At 74.0% G+C, this 18899-nt stretch carries 18 protein-coding genes and 1 riboswitch; of the genes, 9 read left to right on the top strand and 9 right to left on the bottom strand.

What is annotated here, in order from left to right; translation table 11 throughout:
* Positions 1-42 precede the first annotated feature (42 nt).
* Positions 43-183: riboswitch (cobalamin riboswitch) on the bottom strand.
* 127 nt (positions 184-310) lie between these two features.
* The 3 genes from ACZ4VF_RS07990 to ACZ4VF_RS07980 all read right to left on the bottom strand — a co-directional run bounded on the left by ACZ4VF_RS07990 (position 311) and on the right by ACZ4VF_RS07980 (position 2659).
* Positions 311-538, bottom strand: coding sequence for a hypothetical protein (locus tag ACZ4VF_RS07990; protein WP_467923843.1), 228 nt, complete (start codon positions 536-538; stop codon positions 311-313).
* Positions 539-569: 31 nt separating this feature from the next.
* Positions 570-1823 (bottom strand): inorganic phosphate transporter, encoded by a 1254-nt coding sequence (locus ACZ4VF_RS07985; RefSeq protein ID WP_467923842.1) that lies wholly within the window; start codon positions 1821-1823, stop codon positions 570-572.
* Positions 1824-1966: 143 nt separating this feature from the next.
* On the bottom strand, positions 1967-2659 hold the full coding sequence (locus ACZ4VF_RS07980) for a GH25 family lysozyme (RefSeq protein WP_467925564.1): 693 nt from the start codon (positions 2657-2659) through the stop codon (positions 1967-1969).
* 526 nt (positions 2660-3185) lie between these two features.
* Between ACZ4VF_RS07980 and ACZ4VF_RS07975 the strand changes: the two genes are divergently transcribed.
* The 3 genes from ACZ4VF_RS07975 to ACZ4VF_RS07965 all read left to right on the top strand — a co-directional run bounded on the left by ACZ4VF_RS07975 (position 3186) and on the right by ACZ4VF_RS07965 (position 6756).
* Positions 3186-3863: a class II aldolase/adducin family protein gene (locus ACZ4VF_RS07975; RefSeq protein ID WP_467923841.1), complete on the top strand. Its 678-nt coding sequence runs from the start codon at positions 3186-3188 to the stop codon at positions 3861-3863.
* A gap of 157 nt (positions 3864-4020) precedes the next feature.
* Positions 4021-5148: an alpha/beta hydrolase gene (locus ACZ4VF_RS07970; protein WP_467923840.1), complete on the top strand. Its 1128-nt coding sequence runs from the start codon at positions 4021-4023 to the stop codon at positions 5146-5148.
* A 189-nt stretch (positions 5149-5337) separates the two neighbouring features.
* Complete coding sequence (locus tag ACZ4VF_RS07965) at positions 5338-6756, top strand: hypothetical protein (protein ID WP_467923839.1); 1419 nt, start codon at positions 5338-5340, stop codon at positions 6754-6756.
* Between the two features lie 70 nt (positions 6757-6826).
* Here ACZ4VF_RS07965 and ACZ4VF_RS07960 read toward each other — a convergent pair whose 3' ends face one another.
* Positions 6827-7243, bottom strand: coding sequence for a VOC family protein (locus ACZ4VF_RS07960; protein WP_467923838.1), 417 nt, complete (start codon positions 7241-7243; stop codon positions 6827-6829).
* 217 nt (positions 7244-7460) lie between these two features.
* On the opposite strand from ACZ4VF_RS07960, the gene ACZ4VF_RS07955 reads away from it, so the two are divergent.
* The 4 genes from ACZ4VF_RS07955 (at position 7461) to ACZ4VF_RS07940 (ending at position 11474) form a co-directional block, all read left to right on the top strand.
* Positions 7461-8255, top strand: coding sequence for a hypothetical protein (locus ACZ4VF_RS07955; protein WP_467923837.1), 795 nt, complete (start codon positions 7461-7463; stop codon positions 8253-8255).
* A 95-nt stretch (positions 8256-8350) separates the two neighbouring features.
* Positions 8351-9949 carry an ABC-F family ATP-binding cassette domain-containing protein gene (locus tag ACZ4VF_RS07950; RefSeq protein ID WP_467923836.1) on the top strand — a complete coding sequence of 533 codons (1599 nt, stop codon included), beginning with the start codon at positions 8351-8353 and terminating at the stop codon, positions 9947-9949.
* A 382-nt stretch (positions 9950-10331) separates the two neighbouring features.
* Positions 10332-10553 carry a helix-turn-helix domain-containing protein gene (locus tag ACZ4VF_RS07945; RefSeq protein ID WP_004002281.1) on the top strand — a complete coding sequence of 74 codons (222 nt, stop codon included), beginning with the start codon at positions 10332-10334 and terminating at the stop codon, positions 10551-10553.
* Between the two features lie 117 nt (positions 10554-10670).
* Positions 10671-11474, top strand: coding sequence for an enoyl-CoA hydratase/isomerase family protein (locus tag ACZ4VF_RS07940; protein ID WP_467923835.1), 804 nt, complete (start codon positions 10671-10673; stop codon positions 11472-11474).
* Positions 11475-11674: 200 nt separating this feature from the next.
* On the opposite strand, the gene ACZ4VF_RS07935 is transcribed toward ACZ4VF_RS07940, so the two are convergent.
* The 5 genes from ACZ4VF_RS07935 to ACZ4VF_RS07915 form a co-directional block, all read right to left on the bottom strand.
* Entirely contained in the window at positions 11675-12430 is a 756-nt protein-coding gene (locus ACZ4VF_RS07935) for an SDR family oxidoreductase (RefSeq protein WP_467923834.1), read from the bottom strand.
* A gap of 4 nt (positions 12431-12434) precedes the next feature.
* Positions 12435-14219 (bottom strand): glycoside hydrolase family 15 protein, encoded by a 1785-nt coding sequence (locus tag ACZ4VF_RS07930; protein ID WP_467923833.1) that lies wholly within the window; start codon positions 14217-14219, stop codon positions 12435-12437.
* Positions 14220-14285: 66 nt separating this feature from the next.
* Positions 14286-15098 (bottom strand): SURF1 family cytochrome oxidase biogenesis protein, encoded by an 813-nt coding sequence (locus ACZ4VF_RS07925; RefSeq protein ID WP_467923832.1) that lies wholly within the window; start codon positions 15096-15098, stop codon positions 14286-14288.
* A gap of 49 nt (positions 15099-15147) precedes the next feature.
* Complete coding sequence (locus ACZ4VF_RS07920; protein ID WP_356150861.1) at positions 15148-15381, bottom strand: hypothetical protein; 234 nt, start codon at positions 15379-15381, stop codon at positions 15148-15150.
* 98 nt (positions 15382-15479) lie between these two features.
* Entirely contained in the window at positions 15480-16463 is a 984-nt protein-coding gene (locus ACZ4VF_RS07915) for a DEDDh family exonuclease (protein ID WP_467923831.1), read from the bottom strand.
* Positions 16464-16871: 408 nt separating this feature from the next.
* Here ACZ4VF_RS07915 and ACZ4VF_RS07910 point away from each other — a divergent pair, with 408 nt between their 5' ends.
* A complete protein-coding gene (locus tag ACZ4VF_RS07910) occupies positions 16872-17582 on the top strand; it encodes a VIT1/CCC1 transporter family protein (RefSeq protein WP_467923830.1) in 711 nt (236 codons plus the stop codon).
* A gap of 112 nt (positions 17583-17694) precedes the next feature.
* Positions 17695-18744 (top strand): zinc-dependent alcohol dehydrogenase family protein, encoded by a 1050-nt coding sequence (locus ACZ4VF_RS07905; RefSeq protein ID WP_467923829.1) that lies wholly within the window; start codon positions 17695-17697, stop codon positions 18742-18744.
* Positions 18745-18899 lie beyond the last annotated feature (155 nt).

The raw sequence follows: 18899 nt of genomic DNA, 5'->3' as shown, positions 1-18899 counted from the left end.
CATGGCGATATGTGTCCTCACTCAGGGTGTCCGCGCCCTGGTTCGACGTGAATCGGCGGTGAGAGTTCCTGGCTCCCGGGGGTTCTTCCCCGGTGACAGTGGCGGGACCGCGCCGGATTCGCACCGGCTTCCTCTCCTGCCGCCGTTGATGGCCTGGGCAGTCCACCACGCGCCCGGAACGGCCGTCAACTTGCCTTTGACCTGCGTGGGGACAGTGTGCTGATCCCCACACCGCGGGGCGTGCGGGGTCTGCCGGGGTACGACGAAGGCTCCCCGCACGGCGTGTGCGGGGAGCCTTTCGGTGGTGTGGTCAGGCCTTGGCCACGATCAGGTTGATGCCGTACGCCACCGCCGCCGCGCAGGCGGCGAAGCAGAGGTAGGCGCCGGTGACGGCGAGGGCGGCGGAGCCCCCCTGTGCCGTGGCCTTCTCGCGCCGGTTCAGGCCCGCGATGCCGAGCGTGAACAGGGTCACCAGGCCCACGGTGGCCACGAGACTGACGCCGAACACGGAGCCCAGGGCTGCCCAGTCGATCTTCATAGTGCTTCCTTCGGTAACCGGGTGCTCGGGGTCAGACCGCGGCGGCCGGCGGGGCGGCCGGGGCCGGTTCGGCGGACGCGGTGGCCTGCTGCGGGAACGTGAGGTCCACCTCGGCGGCGACCGTGCCGGTGGGCGGCGGGATCACGGCGGCGATGGCGGTGGTGACCACACCGGCCGGCTCCTCGGTCTCCTCCACCACGTTGGTGTGGTCGACGACCTCGCGGCGGGAGATCTTCCAGATCGCGGCGGACGCGGCGACCAGGAAGACGGCGACCACGGCGGTGCCCCAGTCACCGAGGTCGGTGACGGACTCGGCGCCCGCGCCGACCAGCGCGGCGGCCGGGAGGGTGAGCGCCCAGGCGACGAACATGCGGGTCGCGGTCGACCAGCGGACCACACCGCCCTTGCGGCCCAGGCCCGCGCCCATCACCGAGCCGGAGACGACGTGGGTGGTGGAGAGGGAGAAGCCGAGGTGGGAGGAGGCCAGGATGGCGGTCGCGGCGCTGGTCTGGGCGGCGAAGCCCTGGCGCGGCTCCAGGTCGGTCAGGCCCTTGCCCATGGTGCGGATGATGCGCCAGCCGCCGATGTAGGTGCCGAGCGCGATGGCCAGGCCGGCGGAGAGGATCACCCAGGTGGGGGGGTTGGAGCCGGGGGCGATCGAGCCGCCCGCGACGAGGGCGAGGGTGATGATGCCCATCGTCTTCTGGGCGTCGTTGGTGCCGTGCGCGAGGGAGACCAGGCCGGCGGAGGCGATCTGGCCGACGCGGTAGCCCTTGCGGGTGGCCTCGCCCTCGGCGGTGCCGCCGACGCCGTAGGAGAACCGGGTGGCCAGCAGCGAGGCGAGGCCCGCCACGATCGGCGCGGCGACGGCCGGGAGCAGCACCTTGGTGACGAGGACGTCACCGTGGACGGCGCCGAAGCCGGCGGAGGCGACGGTGGCGCCGACCAGGCCGCCCATCAGGGCGTGCGAGGAGCTGGACGGCAGGCCCACGAGCCAGGTCAGCAGGTTCCAGAGGATCGCGCCGACCAGGGCGGCGAAGATGACCTCGGGACGGATGCCGGTCTCGTCGACGAGACCCTTGGAGATCGTGTTCGCGACCTCCACGGAGAGGAAGGCGCCCACGAGGTTGAGGACGGCGGACATGGCGACCGCGATCTTCGGCTTCAGGGCGCCTGTGGAGATGGTGGTGGCCATCGCGTTCGCGGTGTCGTGGAAACCGTTCGTGAAATCGAACGCGAGAGCGGTTACCACCACTATCGCGAGGATCAGCGAGAAGCTTTCCATTTACCCAGGCAATCGTTCGAGGTCATTGGCTGGTCGAACGTAGGCAACCTGGGTGAACGGAAGATGAACTGGGACGGGCGTGGGGATGTCCGTCACGCGCGTACGAGGCTTCGCTCTCCCCTCCCGGCCCGGGCGCCCCTTGGCTAGCGGCCCCGGGCCAGGACCCGCAGCCTGCTCAGGGAGCCGCCGAAGAGATTCTGGTCACCCGGCAGCCGGCCCTTGGTGCCGTACTGCCAGAACGTCCAGTACCGCCAGCCGCCGGGCAGGGCGCCCGGCCGGGAGGTGCCGTGACGGGCGATCCACAGGGCGTGCGAGGAGGAGAAGGCGCGGCTGTTCCCGGTGCACAGCCTCCACCACTGGGTCGTGGTGTAGATCACCGGCCGGCGGCCGGTGAGCCGCTTGATCTCGTCGCTGAACGACCGGATCCAGCGGACCATCTCCTTCCCGTCCAGCCCGTAGCACTTGTGCCGTGCGTCGTACGGGTTGTACTCGACGTCCAGCGCGGGCGGCAGCGTCCAGCCGTCCGCCCGCCAGTCCCCGCCGTGCCGCACGAAGTAGGCCGCCTGCCGGGCCCCGGAGGACCGGTCCGGCAGCGCGAAGTGGTACGCGCCCCGGATCAGGCCCGCCGCGCGGGCGCCGGTGTACTGCCCGGAGAAGTAGGGGTTGCGGTAGTCCGTGGACTCGGTCGCCTTGATGTACGCGAACCGGGCGCCCCGGGCCCGGGCGGCGGCCCAGCCGATCCGCTTCTGGTGCGACGACACGTCGTGTCCCCGGGGCAGCCCGCCGCCGGCCCTCGGCATCCCGGTGGTGCCCGGCAACCCCACCGCCTCCGGCACCTCCACCGCCTCCGGCACCGCGACGGCGTCCGGGACCGTGGGCGCCTGCCGGATCCCGGGCGTCCGGGCGGAACCGGTGGCGGTGGCCGGCGGGGACGCGCCGGCCCCGGCCCGCCCGGCCGCCCTCGGTGAGTTCACCGACGTCGACGCCGGTGGTCCGGCCGGACCGGCGGGTGCCCCCCAGGCGGGCGTTTCCCCTGCGGGCGCGGCCCACGCGGGCGCGGGGCCGGCGAGGGCGAGGGCCGCCGTGGCCGCGGCGAGAGCCGCGGCGCGGCGGCGGGCGAGGGTGCGTTCACGGGCCATGCGTCTCCCCGGGGCGGCGGACGGCGGACGGCCTGCTCCTCCGCGGGCCGGTCGTCCAATGGGCAAGAGGGACCATTGAAAAACCCGGCGATCACCGAATGGGCGACGATTTGCTGCGGTTTTGAGGGGTATGTCATAAAATCCGCCCGTTCGGTCGCACGGTTTCCGGGCGGAAGCCGCCGTCCCGCCCGCTCCCCGGACCTCCGGCTGGCAGGATCACCGCATGGCTGAACCGCTTCTGCACACGGACGACGGACACCGGGACGAGGTACGGCTCTGGGTGGAACTGGTCGCTACGGCGCGCCGCAGCGTCGCCGACGGACTGGTCGTCGGCACCTCCGGCAACGTCTCCGCCCGCATCGGGGACCTGGTGCTGGTCACCCCCTCGGGCGTCCCCTACGACCGGCTCACCCCCGCCGACATCACCGGCGTCGACCTCACCGGACGCCAGGTGCTCGGCACCCTCGTACCGACCAGCGAGCTGCCCATGCACCTCGCCGTCTACCGCACCACCGACGCCCGAGCCGTCGTCCACACCCACGCCGTGCACGCGACCGCGGTCTCCACGCTCGTGCCCGAGCTCCCCCCGGTCCACTACATGACCAGCGCCCTCGGCGGCCCCGTACGGGTCGCCCCCTACGCCACCTACGGCACCGACGAACTGGCCGAGAACATGCTCCGCGCCCTCGCCGGCCGCTCCGGCTGCCTGCTGCAGAACCACGGCACGATCACCTACGGCGCCACCCTCGACCAGGCCTACGACCGCTCCGCCCAGCTGGAGTGGATGTGCCGGCTGTGGCTGACGGCGTCCTCGGTGCCGGGCCTGACACCGTCCCTGCTCACGGAGGCACAACTCGCGCAGGCCGGGGAACGCTTGAAGGGATACGGCCAACGGAGGTGACCCCGTGCCCCACCGCAACCCGCCCCGAGCCCTGACCGCTCCGCTCGACCTGCTCCGCCGCACCGGCGCGAGCCGGCCGGGTTGGATCCGCGGCACCGGCGCGCCGCGCCCCCGGCTTCCGCTGGCCGGGGGGCCGGTCCGCGCCGACACTGGAGCCGTGCGCACCGCAAAGGCGACCGCCACCGCACTCACCGCCGCCCTGGCGGCCGGCACGGCTTCCGTGGTCGCCGGCCGGCTGGCCAGCGCCGCCGCGCTGAAGGCGCCCGCGGGGCGTCCGCTGCCCACCGAGCCCCGCCTCACCGTGCACGGCACGGCCGCAGGCCAGATCACGCTCACCCGCGACCTGGCAGCCCTGCGCCCCGGCACCTACGGACTGGCCGGCGACGGCTCCCACGCGGTCGTCGGCCCCGTCCTGGAGGCGGCCGAGCACACCGCCGACACCGTCGTACGCCGCCTGGAACGCGTCACCCACGGCACCCTCGCCCCCGGCGACGCGGTGTGGCTCACCCCGAACCTGTACGTCGGCGACCCCGGCGCCGCCCTCGGCCTGGACCACGCCGACGTCGACGTGCCCGGGGAGCTCGGACCCCTGCCCGCCTGGTTCGTGCCCGGCGACCGGAACACCTGGGTGATCGCCCTGCACGGCCTCGGCACGACCCGGGAACACGCCCTCAACGTCATGCGCTTCCTGCACGGCCGCCGGCTGCCGGTCCTCGCCCTCGCCTACCGAGGCGACCTCGGCGCCCCGCGCCCGCCGGACGGGCTGAACCACCTCGGCGAGACCGAGTGGCGCGACGTCGAGGCGGCGATCCGCTACGCCCTGCGGCACGGCGCCCGCCGGGTCGTGCTGCTCGGCTGGTCCACCGGCGCCACCATGGCCCTGCGCGCCGCCGAGCGCTCCGCCGTCCGCGACCGCGTCGCCGGGCTCGTCCTCGACTCGCCGGTGCTCAGCTGGGAGGCCACGCTGCGCGCCCTGGCCCGGGCCCGGCACACCCCGCCGTCGCTGCTGCCGCTCGCCGTGCGGGCCGCGCAGGGCCGGGCCGGACTGCACGCCGACCGGATCGCCGGGACCCCCGACGCCGACCGGCTGCGGGTCCCCACCCTGATCGTCCACGGCCCGGACGACCAGGTCGCCCCCTACGAGTTCTCCCGCAGGCTCGCCCACCGCAGCGCCGGCCTCGTCTCCCTGCACACCGTCGCACGCGCCCCGCACGGGGCCATGTGGAACGCGGACCCCGCGGAGTACGAGGAGCAGCTGCGCCGGTTCCTGACCCCGCTGATGTGACCCCCGGGCCCCCGGCACGCATCCGGCCGCCACCGGGCCGACACCGGCACGAAGCATTCCGTTTCAGACCGTACCGATGGCCTGATCGGGTCGCCACGGCCCGTCCCGCGCCCCGTGCGTTGGCCAGCCCGGTAGCCCGCCGTGACATTCCGTTTGGGTTTTCGGACCGTCAACCGGAAGACTGCACCCGTGACGTCCCGTATCCCGCGCGACTCCAGGCTCCGACTCGTCCGACCGCGACCCCTGGCCGCCGCCCCCAGAGCTGTGAACCAGAGGCGCCCACAGCGCCCCGCACCCCGGCCGCCGGAGGGCACACCCGCCCCGGCCGAACTGGCCGGAATGGCCCGCACCAGGCTGGCCGGCGCGGCCCGCGTCGCCCGCTGGGCCGATGCCGCCCTCGGCCCCGGCCGCGCCGGTGCCACCACCGACGGCAAGGCCACCCTCTCCGCCGCCACCGCCGAACGCGCCGCCGCGGAACTGGGCCTGACCGCCGCTCAGGTCCGCGCCGACTGGGACACCGCCCGCCTCGCCGGACTCGTCGAGGTGCACGGCGACAGCGCGCGTCCCGGCTGGCGGCTGCGCGCCTGGGACCGCGACGACAGCGCCGTACTGCGCGGCTGGGTCGCCCTCTTCGACGCCTGGTCGCTCGCCTGCCCGGAACCGGACGGGCACGAACCGGCCGCGGTCGCCGAGGTCGTCTCGGCCATGCCCCAGGTGCTCTCCTTCCTCCAGCTGTCCGCCGGCCCGGTCCCGGTCGAGCAGCTGCTCGACCTGCTGCAGCAGCGGGTCACCGAACTGCGCACCGAACGCTGCGAGGTCTCCTACGAGCCCGGCACCGGCGGCCCCGCCGGATCCCCGGTCCCGGCCGACCCGGCACCCGCCGAGCACGCCCCGCTCGCCCCGCTGCTCGACTGGGCGCTGAGCGCCCTCGCCGCCGTCGGCGCCCTCACCTACGGCGACGGCCAGGCCACGCTCACCCCGCTGGGCAACTGGGCGGTCTGGGTCAAGCTGGAGCAGATCTGCGTGGCCGCGCAGAGCCCGGCCGGCAACATCGAGCAGTCCGCCGAGGACATGCTCCGCGGCTGCGCCCAGCTCCGCCCCAACGCGGCCCGCGCCGAGTACCGCGCCTGGCTCGCCGCCCGCCCCGTCGGCAGCGCCGTCACCGAGCTGATCGGCGCCGCCCGCGGCGACGACGCCCTGCTGCGCGGCCTGGCCTTCGAGGCGCTGCGCGTCGTCGGCGCCCCCGCCGAGCCCGACGTGCGGTCCGTCGTGGACGAGCCTGCGCTGCGGCCGTACGCGCTGCTGTGGCTCGCCGAGCACGACGGCATCGACCCGGAGGACGCCCACGAGGTGCTCACCCGGGAGGAGGCCACCTGGCTGTGGGTGGACACCGCCGCCGCCGTCGCCGACCACGGCGAGGCGCCGATGCTGGTCCGGCACCTGGAGTCCGCGGTGCAGCCCACCGTGCCCCAGCTGCTCGACGAGGTCCGCGCCGTCGGCCACCCGCGCACCGTGCAGGTCCTGGTCGCGCTCGCCGCCGCCCACCCCGACCCGGCCCTGGCCAAGGCCGTCCGCCGGGCCGCCTTCCAGGTGCACACCGGAGGCTGAGCCGCAGAGGAGCGGCTGAGGCGGCTGAGGCGGCCGAGGGGGGCCGGCGCGGGCGTGGCGCGGCCGCGGCTCAGACGCCGAGGTCGGGGGCGTACGTCCCGAAGCTCCAGACGTTGCCCTCGGCGTCCCGGGCCATGTAGTCCCGCGACCCGTAGTCCTGGTCCGTCGGGGGCACCAGGATCTCCACGCCGTGCTCGACGGCCCGCTGGTGGTGCGCGTCCACGTCGTCCACCACGACGTACACCCCGGCGGGTCCCGCGTCCCGCATCACCGTGTCGAAGACACCGCCACGGCCCTTGGATCCGATCATCACCACGCCGTTGCCCTGGACCAGCTCGGCGTGCATCACCGTGCCGTCCTCCGTCTCGTACACCGACAGCTCGGTGAAGCCCAGGGCCTCCGTCAGCTGCCGGATCGCCGCCCTCGCGTCCGCGTACAGCAACGTGGGACAGATGCCCGGTCGTGCGCCGCCGCCCGTGCCCGTCATGCCGATCACTCCTTCGCGCACCGGTTACGCCCTGCGTTCCCGAGTCTCGCAGCCGCCACCGACACCGTCCCTGCCGAAGGTGCCCGGAGCCCTGCCGCGGGGCGAACCGCCGAACGGGGGACATCGCGTCCGCACCTGCCGGGACAGCCCGCCGGCCCGGCCGGCGGTGACTACGCTCGGCGCCTGATCCGGACGGTGGAGACCAGGAGGGGGCAAGGTGGCGCTTCCACCCCGCGGCCCCCGCCCCCGCCCGGCCGCCGCGGCCCTCCCCTCCGGTGCGGGGCCGCCCGCCTGGCCCCGCACCCCCGCCCTGCTCCGCCGAGCCGCCGCCGGCCTCCTCGTCGCGCTCCTCGCGCTCGGTCTGCTCGGAGCGGCCCGCCATCTCAGGCCCGCTCCCTACGGCGACCGGCTGCTGAACAGCGGGCAGGGCCGGCCCGGGCAGGCGGAGTGGGCGGCGCGGGCGCACGCCGGTGCCCTGGCCGGCTTCGACAGCCGTACCGGCGCGCTGCGCTGGCGCTACGCGCGCGCGGGGCACCGCCCGCTCGCCGTGCTCCCCGCGCGCGGGGAGGCGATCGCGCTCTGGGACGACGGGCTGCTCACCGACACCGACGGCCGGTCCGTGCGCTGGCACCGGGCGCTGCCCGACGCGGCCGAGTGGCTCCCGGCCCAGGGCGGCACCGGCGTGCTGCGCCCCCTCGGCCGCGGCATCCTGGCCGTCGTCACCCCGCGCCGGGTCACCGCGTACCGCACCGCCGACGGGGACCTGCGCTGGGTGCTGCCCGCCCGCGGGGGCTGTGCGTTCCGGCCGGAGAGCGCCGTGCGGCGGGGCGCGGCCCTGCTCCTCGCCCAGCCGTGCGCCGACTCCGCCTGGACCGCCCAGCTCGTGGCCCTGGACGACCTGGGCCGGATCGCGCCCGGCCGCACCCCGCTGGGCAACGATCCGCCCAGCTCGCGCCCCGGACGCCGGCCGCGGCGCCCGGACGCAGGAAAAGCCCTTGCCCGCCCCCGTTAGACTGGTCCCCATGGCCATTCTCCTCGCGCATTAGACGGCGGGAACGTCCTCAGCCGCCCACCCGCCAACCTCCCTGTACGCCCTGGAGTCTGTCCTTGATCTCCGCCTCCGGTATCGAGCTGCGCGCCGGTGCGCGCGTCCTCATCGAGAACGCCACCTTCCGTGTCGCCAAGGGCGACCGCATCGGTCTCGTCGGCCGCAACGGCGCGGGCAAGACCACCCTCACCAAGGTCCTCGCCGGCGAGGGCATCCCGGCGTCCGGCACCGTCACCCGCTCCGGCGAGGTCGGCTACCTCCCGCAGGACCCCCGCACCGGCGACCTCGACGTCCTGGCCCGCGACCGGGTCCTCTCCGCGCGCGGCCTGGACGTGCTGATCCGCAAGATGCGCGAGAACGAGGAGCGCATCGCGACCGGCAAGGGCTCGACCCGCGAGAAGGCCCTCAGGCAGTACGAGCGCCAGGAGACGGAGTTCCTCACCAAGGGCGGGTACGCCGCCGAGGCCGAGGCCGCCACCATCGCCGCCGCGCTGAACCTGCCCGACCGGGTGCTCGGCCAGCCGCTGCACACGCTCTCCGGCGGTCAGCGCCGCCGTATCGAGCTGGCCCGGATCCTGTTCTCCGATGCCGACACCCTGCTGCTCGACGAGCCGACCAACCACCTCGACGCGGACTCGATCATCTGGCTGCGGGACTACCTGAAGACCTACCGCGGCGGCTTCATCGTGATCTCCCACGACGTCGACCTGGTCGAGACGGTCGTCAACAAGGTGTTCTACCTGGACGCGAACCGGTCCGTGATCGACGTCTACAACATGGGCTGGAAGCTGTACCAGCAGCAGCGCGAGGCCGACGAGAAGCGCCGCAAGCGGGAGCGGGCCAACGCGGAGAAGAAGGCCGCCGCGCTGCACTCGCAGGCCGACAAGATGCGGGCGAAGGCGACCAAGACCGTTGCCGCGCAGAACATGGCGCGCCGGGCCGACAAGCTCCTCGCGGGCCTGGACGCGGTCCGGGTGTCCGACAAGGTCGCCAAGCTCCGCTTCCCGGAGCCGGCGCCCTGCGGCAAGACCCCGCTGACGGCCGAGGGCCTGTCGAAGTCGTACGGCTCGCTGGAGATCTTCACCGACGTCGACCTCGCCATCGACAAGGGCTCGCGGGTCGTCATCCTCGGCCTCAACGGCGCCGGCAAGACCACCCTGCTGCGACTGCTCGCGGGCGTGGAGACGCCGGACACCGGCCGGGTCGTCCCCGGCCACGGCCTCAAGCTCGGCTACTACGCGCAGGAGCACGAGACCCTGGACGCCGACCGCACCGTTCTGGAGAACATGCGCTCGGCCGCCCCCGACATGGACCTGGTCGAGGTCCGCAAGGTGCTCGGCTCGTTCCTGTTCTCCGGTGACGACGTCGACAAGCCGGCCGGGGTCCTCTCCGGCGGCGAGAAGACCCGCCTCGCCCTGGCCACCCTGGTCGTCTCCTCCGCGAACGTGCTGCTCCTGGACGAGCCGACCAACAACCTGGACCCGGCCAGCCGCGAGGAGATCCTCGGCGCCCTGCGCACCTACAAGGGCGCGGTCGTCCTCGTCACGCACGACGAGGGGGCCGTCGAGGCGCTCCAGCCGGAGCGGATCATCCTGCTCCCGGACGGCGTCGAGGACCTGTGGGGCTCCGACTACGCGGATCTCGTCGCCCTGGCGTGACCGGATGCGGGGTGACCCGGACCTGGTGTGACCGGACCCGGCGTGATCGAAAGCCTGATCCACTGTGTATGGATCATTCGGCCGATCCGTGATCCATCATCTGTGTGAGATCTCCTCGTATCGAGGTGTGTCGTACACGGATTTTCCGGCCGATCCCCCGGCAGTCGGGGGGTCGGCCGTTTCGCGTCGCTGACCTGGCACTTCGCGAATCCACCCGTACGGCCCCGCGGACCGCACCCCCATGGAATTTCCACTTCCGCTTGTGGGGGCCCGCTCCTGTCGTCACAACGATGTCTCACCGACCTTGCCGAATGGGTGGCCATCGGGCCCGGGAGGGGTGATCATGAGGAGACCAGAGCGCACTTCCCATGAGGAGGCACGGGTGGCCGAGACTCTGAAGAAGGGCAGCCGGGTGACCGGCGCCGCGCGCGACAAGCTCGCGGCAGACCTGAAGAAGAAGTACGACTCCGGTGCGAGCATCCGGGCACTGGCCGAGGAGACCGGCCGCTCGTATGGCTTCGTGCACCGGATGCTCAGCGAGTCGGGCGTCACGCTCCGTGGGCGTGGCGGAGCGACCCGGGGTAAGAAGGCCGCTTCGTCCTGACTCCGGGCGGCCCATCGGCTTCGATGGTGGCCACCCGGTCGGCGAACCGACCGGCCGGGTGGTTACTGTGCAGTCACTTAGCTTCGCTCTGCTGACCGCACCCATCGGAGGCGCCCCATGGCTTCGCCCGAGCAGGACCTCGTTCCCGCACTCGACAAGGACGGCGTACGGCTCACCGTCGACGACGCGCTCGCCACGGTGACGCTGACCAACCCGGCCAAGCGCAACGCGCAGAGCCCCGCCCTGTGGCGGGCGCTCGCCGAGGCCGGGCGGCTGCTGCCGGGCTCCGTCCGCGTCGTCGTGCTGCGGGGCGAGGGCAAGTCCTTCTCCGCCGGGCTGGACCGCCAGATGTTCACTCCGGAGGGGATCCCGGGCGAGCCGTCCTTCATCGAACTCGCGCGCCGTGACGACGCCGGGCTCGACGCGACCATCGCCGAATTCCAGGAGGCCTTCACCTGGTGGCGGCGGACCGACCTCGTGTCCATCGCCGCCGTCCAGGGACATGCCATCGGGGCCGGCTTCCAGCTCGCGCTCGGCTGCGACCTGCGGGTCGTCGCCGACGACGTGCAGTTCGCCATGCGCGAGACCAGCCTCGGCCTCGTACCCGACCTGACCGGCACGCACCCGCTGGTCGGGCTCGTCGGATACGCCCGCGCGCTGGAGATCTGCGCGACCGGGCGGTTCGTCGGGGCCGAGGAGGCGGTGTCGAGCGGGCTGGCCAACCTCGCGGTGCCCGCGGGGGAACTCGACGCTGCCGTACGGGACCTGGCGGCCGCGCTGCTGGCCGCACCGCGGGACGCCGTCGTGGAGACCAAGGCGCTGCTCCAGGGTGCGGTGGACCGTACGTACGACGAGCAGCGCGCGGCCGAGCGGGCCGCCCAGGCCCGGCGGCTGCGGGACCTGGCCGGCCTCGGCGAATGACCTCCCCGGCCGGCTCCCGACGCTGATCGGCACGGCCCCCGCCGACCGGCCCGGCAGGACGTCCCGCGCCACGTACCACCACGCGGGCCTGCCGGGCCGCGTCCGGGGCCCGGCGCGTCGCACCACAGGCCGTCGGTCCCGGGGACGAACGCCGTGCTCCCCCGGGGGAGCACGGCGGTGAGCGCGTGCGGCGCGGGCCGTCAGAAGCCGTGCCGCGAGCCGCCGTCCACCGGCACCATGACCCCGGTCAGGTACGAGGCCGCCGGCGACAGCACGAAGGCCGCCACCCGCCCGAACTCCTGCGGCGCCCCGTACCTGCGCAACGGGATCCGCGACTCGCTGGCCGCCCGCGTGGCGTCGGGGTCCGCCGAGCGCGCGTCCAGCTCGCGCACGCGGTCCGTGTCGATACGCCCCGGCACCAGCCCCACCACCCGGATCCCGCGCGGCCCCAGCTCGTCGGAGAGCGACTTGGCGAACCCGGCGAGTCCGGGCCGCAGCCCGTTGGACACCGTCAGCCCGGGGATCGGCTCGTACACCGAGCCCGACAGCACGAACCCGATGACACCGCCCTCCTCCAGCTCGGCCGCCGCCGCGCGGGCGAGCCGCACCGCGCCCAGGAACACCGACTCGAACGCGTCCCGCCACTGCTCGTCGGTGGTGTCGGCGACGAACCCGGGCGGCGGCCCGCCCACGCTCACCAGCACCCCGTGAAAGCCGCCGAAGTGCTCACGGGCGGCGGCGACCAGCCGCTCGGGAGCCCCCGCGTCGGCGTTGTCCACGGCCACACCGACCGCGTTCGGGCCCAGTTCGGCGGCCGCGTCGGCGACCCGCTTCCCGTCCCGCCCCGTGACGACCACCTTCGCCCCGTCCGCGATCAGCTCCCGCGCGGTGGCGTTGCCCAGCCCGCGGGTGGCGCCGGTGACGACGTACACCCTGTCCTTCAGTCCAAGATCCATGGCCCTATCCTGCCTGCTCGCACCCGAACAGGGTGAGGGCGGTGTTCACCAGGCCGACGTGGCTGAACGCCTGCGGGAAGTTGCCCAGCTGGCGGCCGTCCGACGGGTCGTACTCCTCGGCCAGCAGACCCACGTCGTTGCACAGGCCCACCAGCCGGTCGAACAGTGCGCGCGCCTCCTCCGTCCGGCCGGTCAGGTGCAGCGCGTCGGCCAGCCAGAACGAGCAGGCGAGGAAGGCACCCTCGCCGCTCGGCAGCCCGTCGACCACCGAATCCTCGGTGTCGTAGCGGCGCAGGAAGCCGCCGTGGCCGAGGCCGTCGCGGATCGCGTCGACCGTGCCGACCACCCGCGGGTCGTCCGGAGGCAGGAACCCCACACGCGGGATGAGCAGCAGGGAGGCGTCGAGTTCCCGGGAACCGTAGGACTGGGTGAAGGTGTTGCGCTCCGGGTCGAAGCCCTTCTCGCACACCTCCCGGTGCACCTCGTCCCGCAGTCTGCGCCAGCCCTCCAGGTCACCGCGCAGCTCGTGGTGCTTCTCCAGGGTCCGCACCGCCCGGTCGGCGGCCACCCACACCATCACCTTGGAGTGCACGAACCGCCGCCGGCCGCCGCGCACCTCCCACAGCCCCTCGTCCGGCTGCCGCCACGCCGATTCCAGGAACGTCAGCAGCGAGCGCTGCAGGGCCCACATGTGGGGCTTCGAGGGCAGGCCGGAGGAGCGGGCCAGCGACAGCGCGTCCATCACCTCGCCGTACACGTCCAGCTGGAGCTGGTCGACGGCGGCGTTGCCGGTGCGTACGGGGGAGGAGCCGGCGAAGCCGGGCAGCCAGGGCAGTTCGGTCTCCGGCAGCCGCCGCTCGCCCGCGACGCCGTACATGATCTGCAGGTCGGCCGGGTCGCCGGCGACCGCGCGCAGCAGCCAGTTCCGCCAGGCCTCGGCCTCCTCGTGATAGCCCGCCTTGAGCAGTACGCCGAGGGTGAGGGTGGCGTCGCGCAGCCAGCAGTACCGGTAGTCCCAGTTGCGCACCCCGCCCGGCTGCTCGGGCAGCGAGGTGGTCGGCGCGGCGACGATCCCGCCGGTCGGGGCGTAGGTGAGGGCCTTGAGGGTGATGAGGGAGCGGACGACCGCGTCCCGGTAGGGGCCGTCGTAGCGGCACCGGCGGGCCCAGCGCCGCCAGTCGGTGACGCTGCTCTCCAGCGCCTCGTACGGGTCGATGAGCGGCGGGCGTCTCTCGTGCGAGGGGTGCCAGGTCAGCACGAACGCGACCCGCTCCCCCTCGGCGACGGTGAACTCCGCGTGGGTGCCGAAGTCCTCGCCCCAGGTGTGCACGGCCGGCTCGGAGCGCAGCCAGGCGGAGTCCGGCCCGGCGACGGCCACCCGGTGGCCGTCGGAGCGGCGCACCCACGGTGTGATCGAGCCGTAGTCGAAGCGCAGGCGCAGCGTGCTGTGGACGGTGACCCGGCCGCTGACCCCCTCCACGATCCGGACGACGTCGGGGGCGTGCTCGCGCTGCGGCATCAGGTCGGTGACGCGTACCGTGCCGTCGGCGGTCTCCCACTCGGTGTCCAGGACGAGGGTGTCGGGCCGGTAGGCGCGGCGGGTGCAGACGTCCGCCCCCGTGGGGGCGATCCGCCAGTGGCCGTGGTCGTCGTCACCCAGCAGCCGGGCGAAGCAGGCACCGGAGTCGAAGCGCGGCAGGCACAGCCAGTCGATGGAGCCGTCCTTGCCGACCAGGGCCGTGGTCTGCTCGTCTCCGATGAGGGCGTAGTCCTCGATGCGCGCGTTCACGGGATGCGGTTTCCCGTGGGGCCAGGGGGCCAATCAGTGGGACGCCGGGGGAGTGACGTCCCGGGGTCACACCGCGGCCGACTCGCTCTCCTCGGGCGCGCTCTCCTGCGGCTGCCGCTCCGCCGCCGCCTCCTCCTGGTCGCGGAGCTCCCGCCGGACCAGGAACCACCAGCCGACCGGAACGGCCGCCGCGAACAGCCACCACTGGATCATGTACGCGTAGTTCAGCGGAGCGTCCTCGCTGCCCGGGTCGGAGATCTGCTCCGGGGAGCCGCCCTTGGCCCGTGGTGCGGTCTGCTGGATGTATCCGCCGAGCACCTCGGCGCCCAGCCGGTGTGCCTCCTCGGCGCTGTTGATCAGCATGATCTGCCGGTCGGGCAGGCCCCTGACGTTCTTGATGCCGCTCGCCGCGGTCGTCTCGTCGGCCATCAGGCGCCCCGTGACGGTGACCCGGCCGGCCGGCGGGGCGGGGACCTTCGGGAAGGCGGTCTGCACGCCGTTCGCGGGGATCCATCCGCGGTTGACCAGCAGCACCTTGCCGTCGTCGAGGACGAACGGGGTGAGGACGTGGAAGCCGACCTGGTCGTCGGAGTTCGTCCGGCGCCGGACCACCACCTCCCTGGCGGTGTCGAAGGTGCCGGTCGCGGTGACCGTGCGGTACTTCTCGGCGCGGGTCACGTGGTGCCCGGGGGAGGTCAGCCGCTCGACCGGGACCGGCTTGGCGTGCAGCGCCGTGGAGACCAGGTCGTTGCGGGCGGTGCGCTCCTCGTACCGGTGCTGCTGCCAGAAACCCAGCCGGATCATCGTCGGGATCAGCGCGATCGCGACGAGCGTGAGGATCACCCACTGGCGGGACGACAGGAAGCGGTAACGGTGCACCCCACGACGGTACCTCCGGGGCGTGGGGTGCATTCGGGCGGGTACCGGGTCAGACGCGGTCGACGATCCCCGCCTTCCCCTGTTCCCGGGCGCAGTGGGCGCCGCAGTAGAACATGCCGTCGGCCTCCACCCCCTGGCCGATGATCGAGACCTTGCAGTTCTCGCAGACGGGGGCCATGCGGTGGATCGCACAGGAGAAGCAGTCGAAGACGTGGACGGCGCCCTGTGCGTGGACCTCGAAGGCCATCCCGTAGTCATTGCCGCAAACTTCGCATTTCGCCATGCGCCACAGGGTGAGGCGTCACCGGTCCGCGGGCGAGCCGGGGCCGGGTGAGTCGTGCGGCAATCACCCGTCCGTACGATCACCCGACCGTGTGGCGTCTACCCGTCGGCGGGCTCGACGTCCCCGAGCAGCTGGCCGAACGCGGCCTCGTCCACGACCGGGGTGCCGTACTGCCGTGCCTTGACCGTCTTCGACGTGCCCGAGTCGGGGTCGTTGGTCACCAGCAGGCTGGTCAGCCGGGAGATGCTGGTGGCGACGTGCAGCCCGGCCTCGACGGCACGGTCCTCCAGCAGCTCCCGCTCGGTCGAGGTGTCGCCGGAGAAGGCCACCCGCATGCCCTGTTTGAGGCGTTTGCCGTCTTCGTAGCGACCCGGGTTGGGATAGGGGCATGCGGGCCTTTTGCGGGAGGGGCGCCAACTGCCGCCCCGGTAGCCGCCGTAGCCGCCCGACGACTGCCGCGGCACCGGCCGGTCCGACCACTCCGTCAGCGGCCGGCACTCCAGCAGCGGCAGCCGTACGCCGCCCGCCGCCGCGGCCCGCAGACTGGGCCGGAACGCCTCCGCCAGCACCCGTGCGTCGTCCAGTGCGTGGTGCGCCCGCTGCTGCACGACCCCGAAGTGCGCCGCCAGCGACTCCAGCTTGTGGTTCGGCAGCGGCAGCTGCAGCTCCTTCGACAGCGCGATGGTGCACAGCCGCTGGCGCACCGGGGCCTCGCGCCGCACGCGCGCGTACTCCCGCGCGATCATCTGCCAGTCGAAGACCGCGTTGTGCGCGACGAGCACCCGGCCGTCCAGCCGGGCGGCGAACTCCTCGGCGATGTCCCCGAACAGCGGCGCGCCGTCGAGCACCTCGCTCGTCAGACCGTGTATCCACACCGGCCCCGGGTCCCGCTCCGGGTTGACCAGCGTGTACCAGTGGTCCTCGACCTCCCCGCGCGCGTCCAGCCGGTAGACGGCCGCGGAGATGATGCGGTCGTCCCGGGCCAGGCCGGTGGTCTCCACGTCAACGACCGCGTATCCCTGCGGATACGCGGCCGGCCACCGGGTGGGGGAGGACACTGCGGTCGCACGGTCTTCGAGCATGGTCACTGAGGATACGGGCCACGACCGACAACGCGGTCCCTCAGGTCCCCGCCGCCCGCCCCGGCTCGCCCTCCCGCCCGGTTACCGCACACACGCCCAGGGCCCGGCGAGTTCGGCGCTCGTACGACGCTCACCCTGGCGTCCCCTCAGGTCCCGGCCGTCGGCGGCACGCGTGCGCGGCCGCGCCGGGCCCGTGCTCTCCGGTGCGCCAACGGCCGGTGTCCGCAGGGCCCGCCGCGGCGCGTCGCCGAACTCCGCCGATGCCACCCGGAGTTCGCACGGCTGCGGCAGCCCGCCCGGCCGGTCCGGCGAGGACGGGGAGCAGCCGGTCCGGCGACGAAGGGGAGCAGCCGGTGCGCGGGGCGTCGGTGCGGTGGCCGTGACCCCGGGGGTGGGATCCTCCCTGCTGTGACGGAACCCACCCACGACGAGGCCCACGGCGGCGCCCTGGGCTCCCGGCTGAACTGGCTGCGCGCGGCCGTGCTCGGCGCGAACGACGGCATCGTCTCCACCGCGGGACTGGTCGTCGGCGTGGCCGGCGCGACCGAGAGCCGGAACGCCCTGCTCACCGCCGGACTGGCCGGCCTGCTCGCCGGCTCCCTGTCCATGGCGGCCGGCGAGTACGTCTCGGTGTCCACCCAGCGCGACTCCGAGATGGCCGCGCTGGCCGCGGAGAAGCGGGAGCTGCGCGAGCAGCCCGAGGCCGAACTGCGGGAGCTGACCGCCCTGCTGGAGGGACGCGGCCTCTCCCACGAGGTGGCCCGCGAGGCCGCCGAACAGCTCACCGCGCGCGACGCGCTGAAGGCCCACGCGCGCGTGGAGCTGGGCATCGACCCCGACGAACTGACCAACCCCTGGAGCGCGGCCTGGGCGAGCTTCCTGTCGTTCACCGTGGGCGCGCTGCTGCCCCTGCTGGCCATCGTCCTGCCCCCGCCGGGCCTGCGCCTGACCGTCACCGTCGTCTCGGTCCTGGCCGCCCTCGTCCTCACCGGCTGGACCAGCGCCCGCCTGGGCGCCGCCGACCCGAAGCGGGCGGTGCTGCGCAACGTGGCCGGCGGGGCGCTGGCGATGGGGGTGACGTACGGGGCGGGGACCCTGCTGGGGGCGGTGGGGGCCTGACCGCACCTCGACGCGCGTCCCGCGCGGGAGACGTCGTACCGTGAAGGGCGCACGGCCACCCCGAGCGCCCCCCCGCGATCTCGCACCACCCCGCACGAGAAGGATTCCCGTCATGCGCGCCACCACCATCCACGCCCCGTACGACATGCGCGTGGAGGACGTGCCCGAGCCCCTGGTGCAGCTGCCCACCGATGCCGTCGTGCGGGTGCTGCGGGCGTGCATCTGCGGCAGCGACCTGTGGGCCTACCGCGGTGAGGCGGCCCGGCAGCCGGGACAGCGGATCGGGCACGAGTTCCTCGGGATCGTCGAGGAGGCCGGTTCCGGCGTGAGCACCGTCAGGCGCGGTGACCTGGTGGTCGCGCCCTTCATGTGGTCCGACGGCGTCTGCGACTACTGCCGCGAGGGCCTGACCACGTCCTGCGAGCACGGCGGCTTCTGGGGCTCCGTCGGCTACGACGGCGGCCAGGGCGAGGCCGTACGCGTGCCCTTCGCCGACGGCACCCTCGTCCGGCTGCCCAAGGAAGCGGCCTCCGACGACCACCTGCTGTCCGCCCTGCTGACCCTCTCCGACGTCCTCGGCACCGGCCACCACGCCGCCCTCGGCGCGGGCGTCCGGCCCGGTGCCACGGTCGCCGTCGTCGGTGACGGCGCGGTCGGCCTGTGCGCCGTCCTGGCCGCCAAGCGGCTCGGCGCCGAGCGGATCATCGCGCTCGGCCGGCACGAGACGCGGACCGCCCTCGCGCGCCGGTTCGGCGCCACCGACGTCGTCGCCGAGCGCGGGGACGCGGCCGTCGAGGCCGTCCGCGAGCTGACCCGCGGCCAGGGCGCCCACGCCGTCGTGGAGGCGGTCGGCACCGAGCAGTCCATGCGGACGGCCGTCGGCATCACCCGCGACGGCGGCGCCATCGGCTTCGTGGGCGTGCCCCACGGCAGCGGCACCGGCCTGGACCTGGGCGTGATGTTCGACCGCAACATCGCCCTGCGCGGCGGCGTCGCCCCGGTCCGCGCCTACATCCCCGAGCTGCTGCCCGACGTGCTCGACGGAACGATCGACCCCTCCCCGGTGTTCGACATGACCGTCGACATCGAGGGCGTCCCGTCCGGCTACAAGGCCATGGACGAGCGCACGGCCCTGAAGGTGCTCGTCACCAACGGCAACTGACCGGCGAGGCCCGGTTCCCCGTCAGTCGGGGGCGGCCGGCGACGCCCGGTGCGCCCGGCCGGGTCCGGCACGACGGGTGAGGCCGCCGCTTGAGGGCCCGGTAGGCCCGGCGAGGCCCGGTACGACCAGCCGGACCCGGTACGCCCGGCCAGGCG

The sequence above is a fragment of the Streptomyces sp. NPDC029151 genome (genome assembly GCF_055564315.1).
Note: the sequence above shows the minus strand (reverse complement) of the source record. Positions and strands in the feature narration are given on the sequence as shown.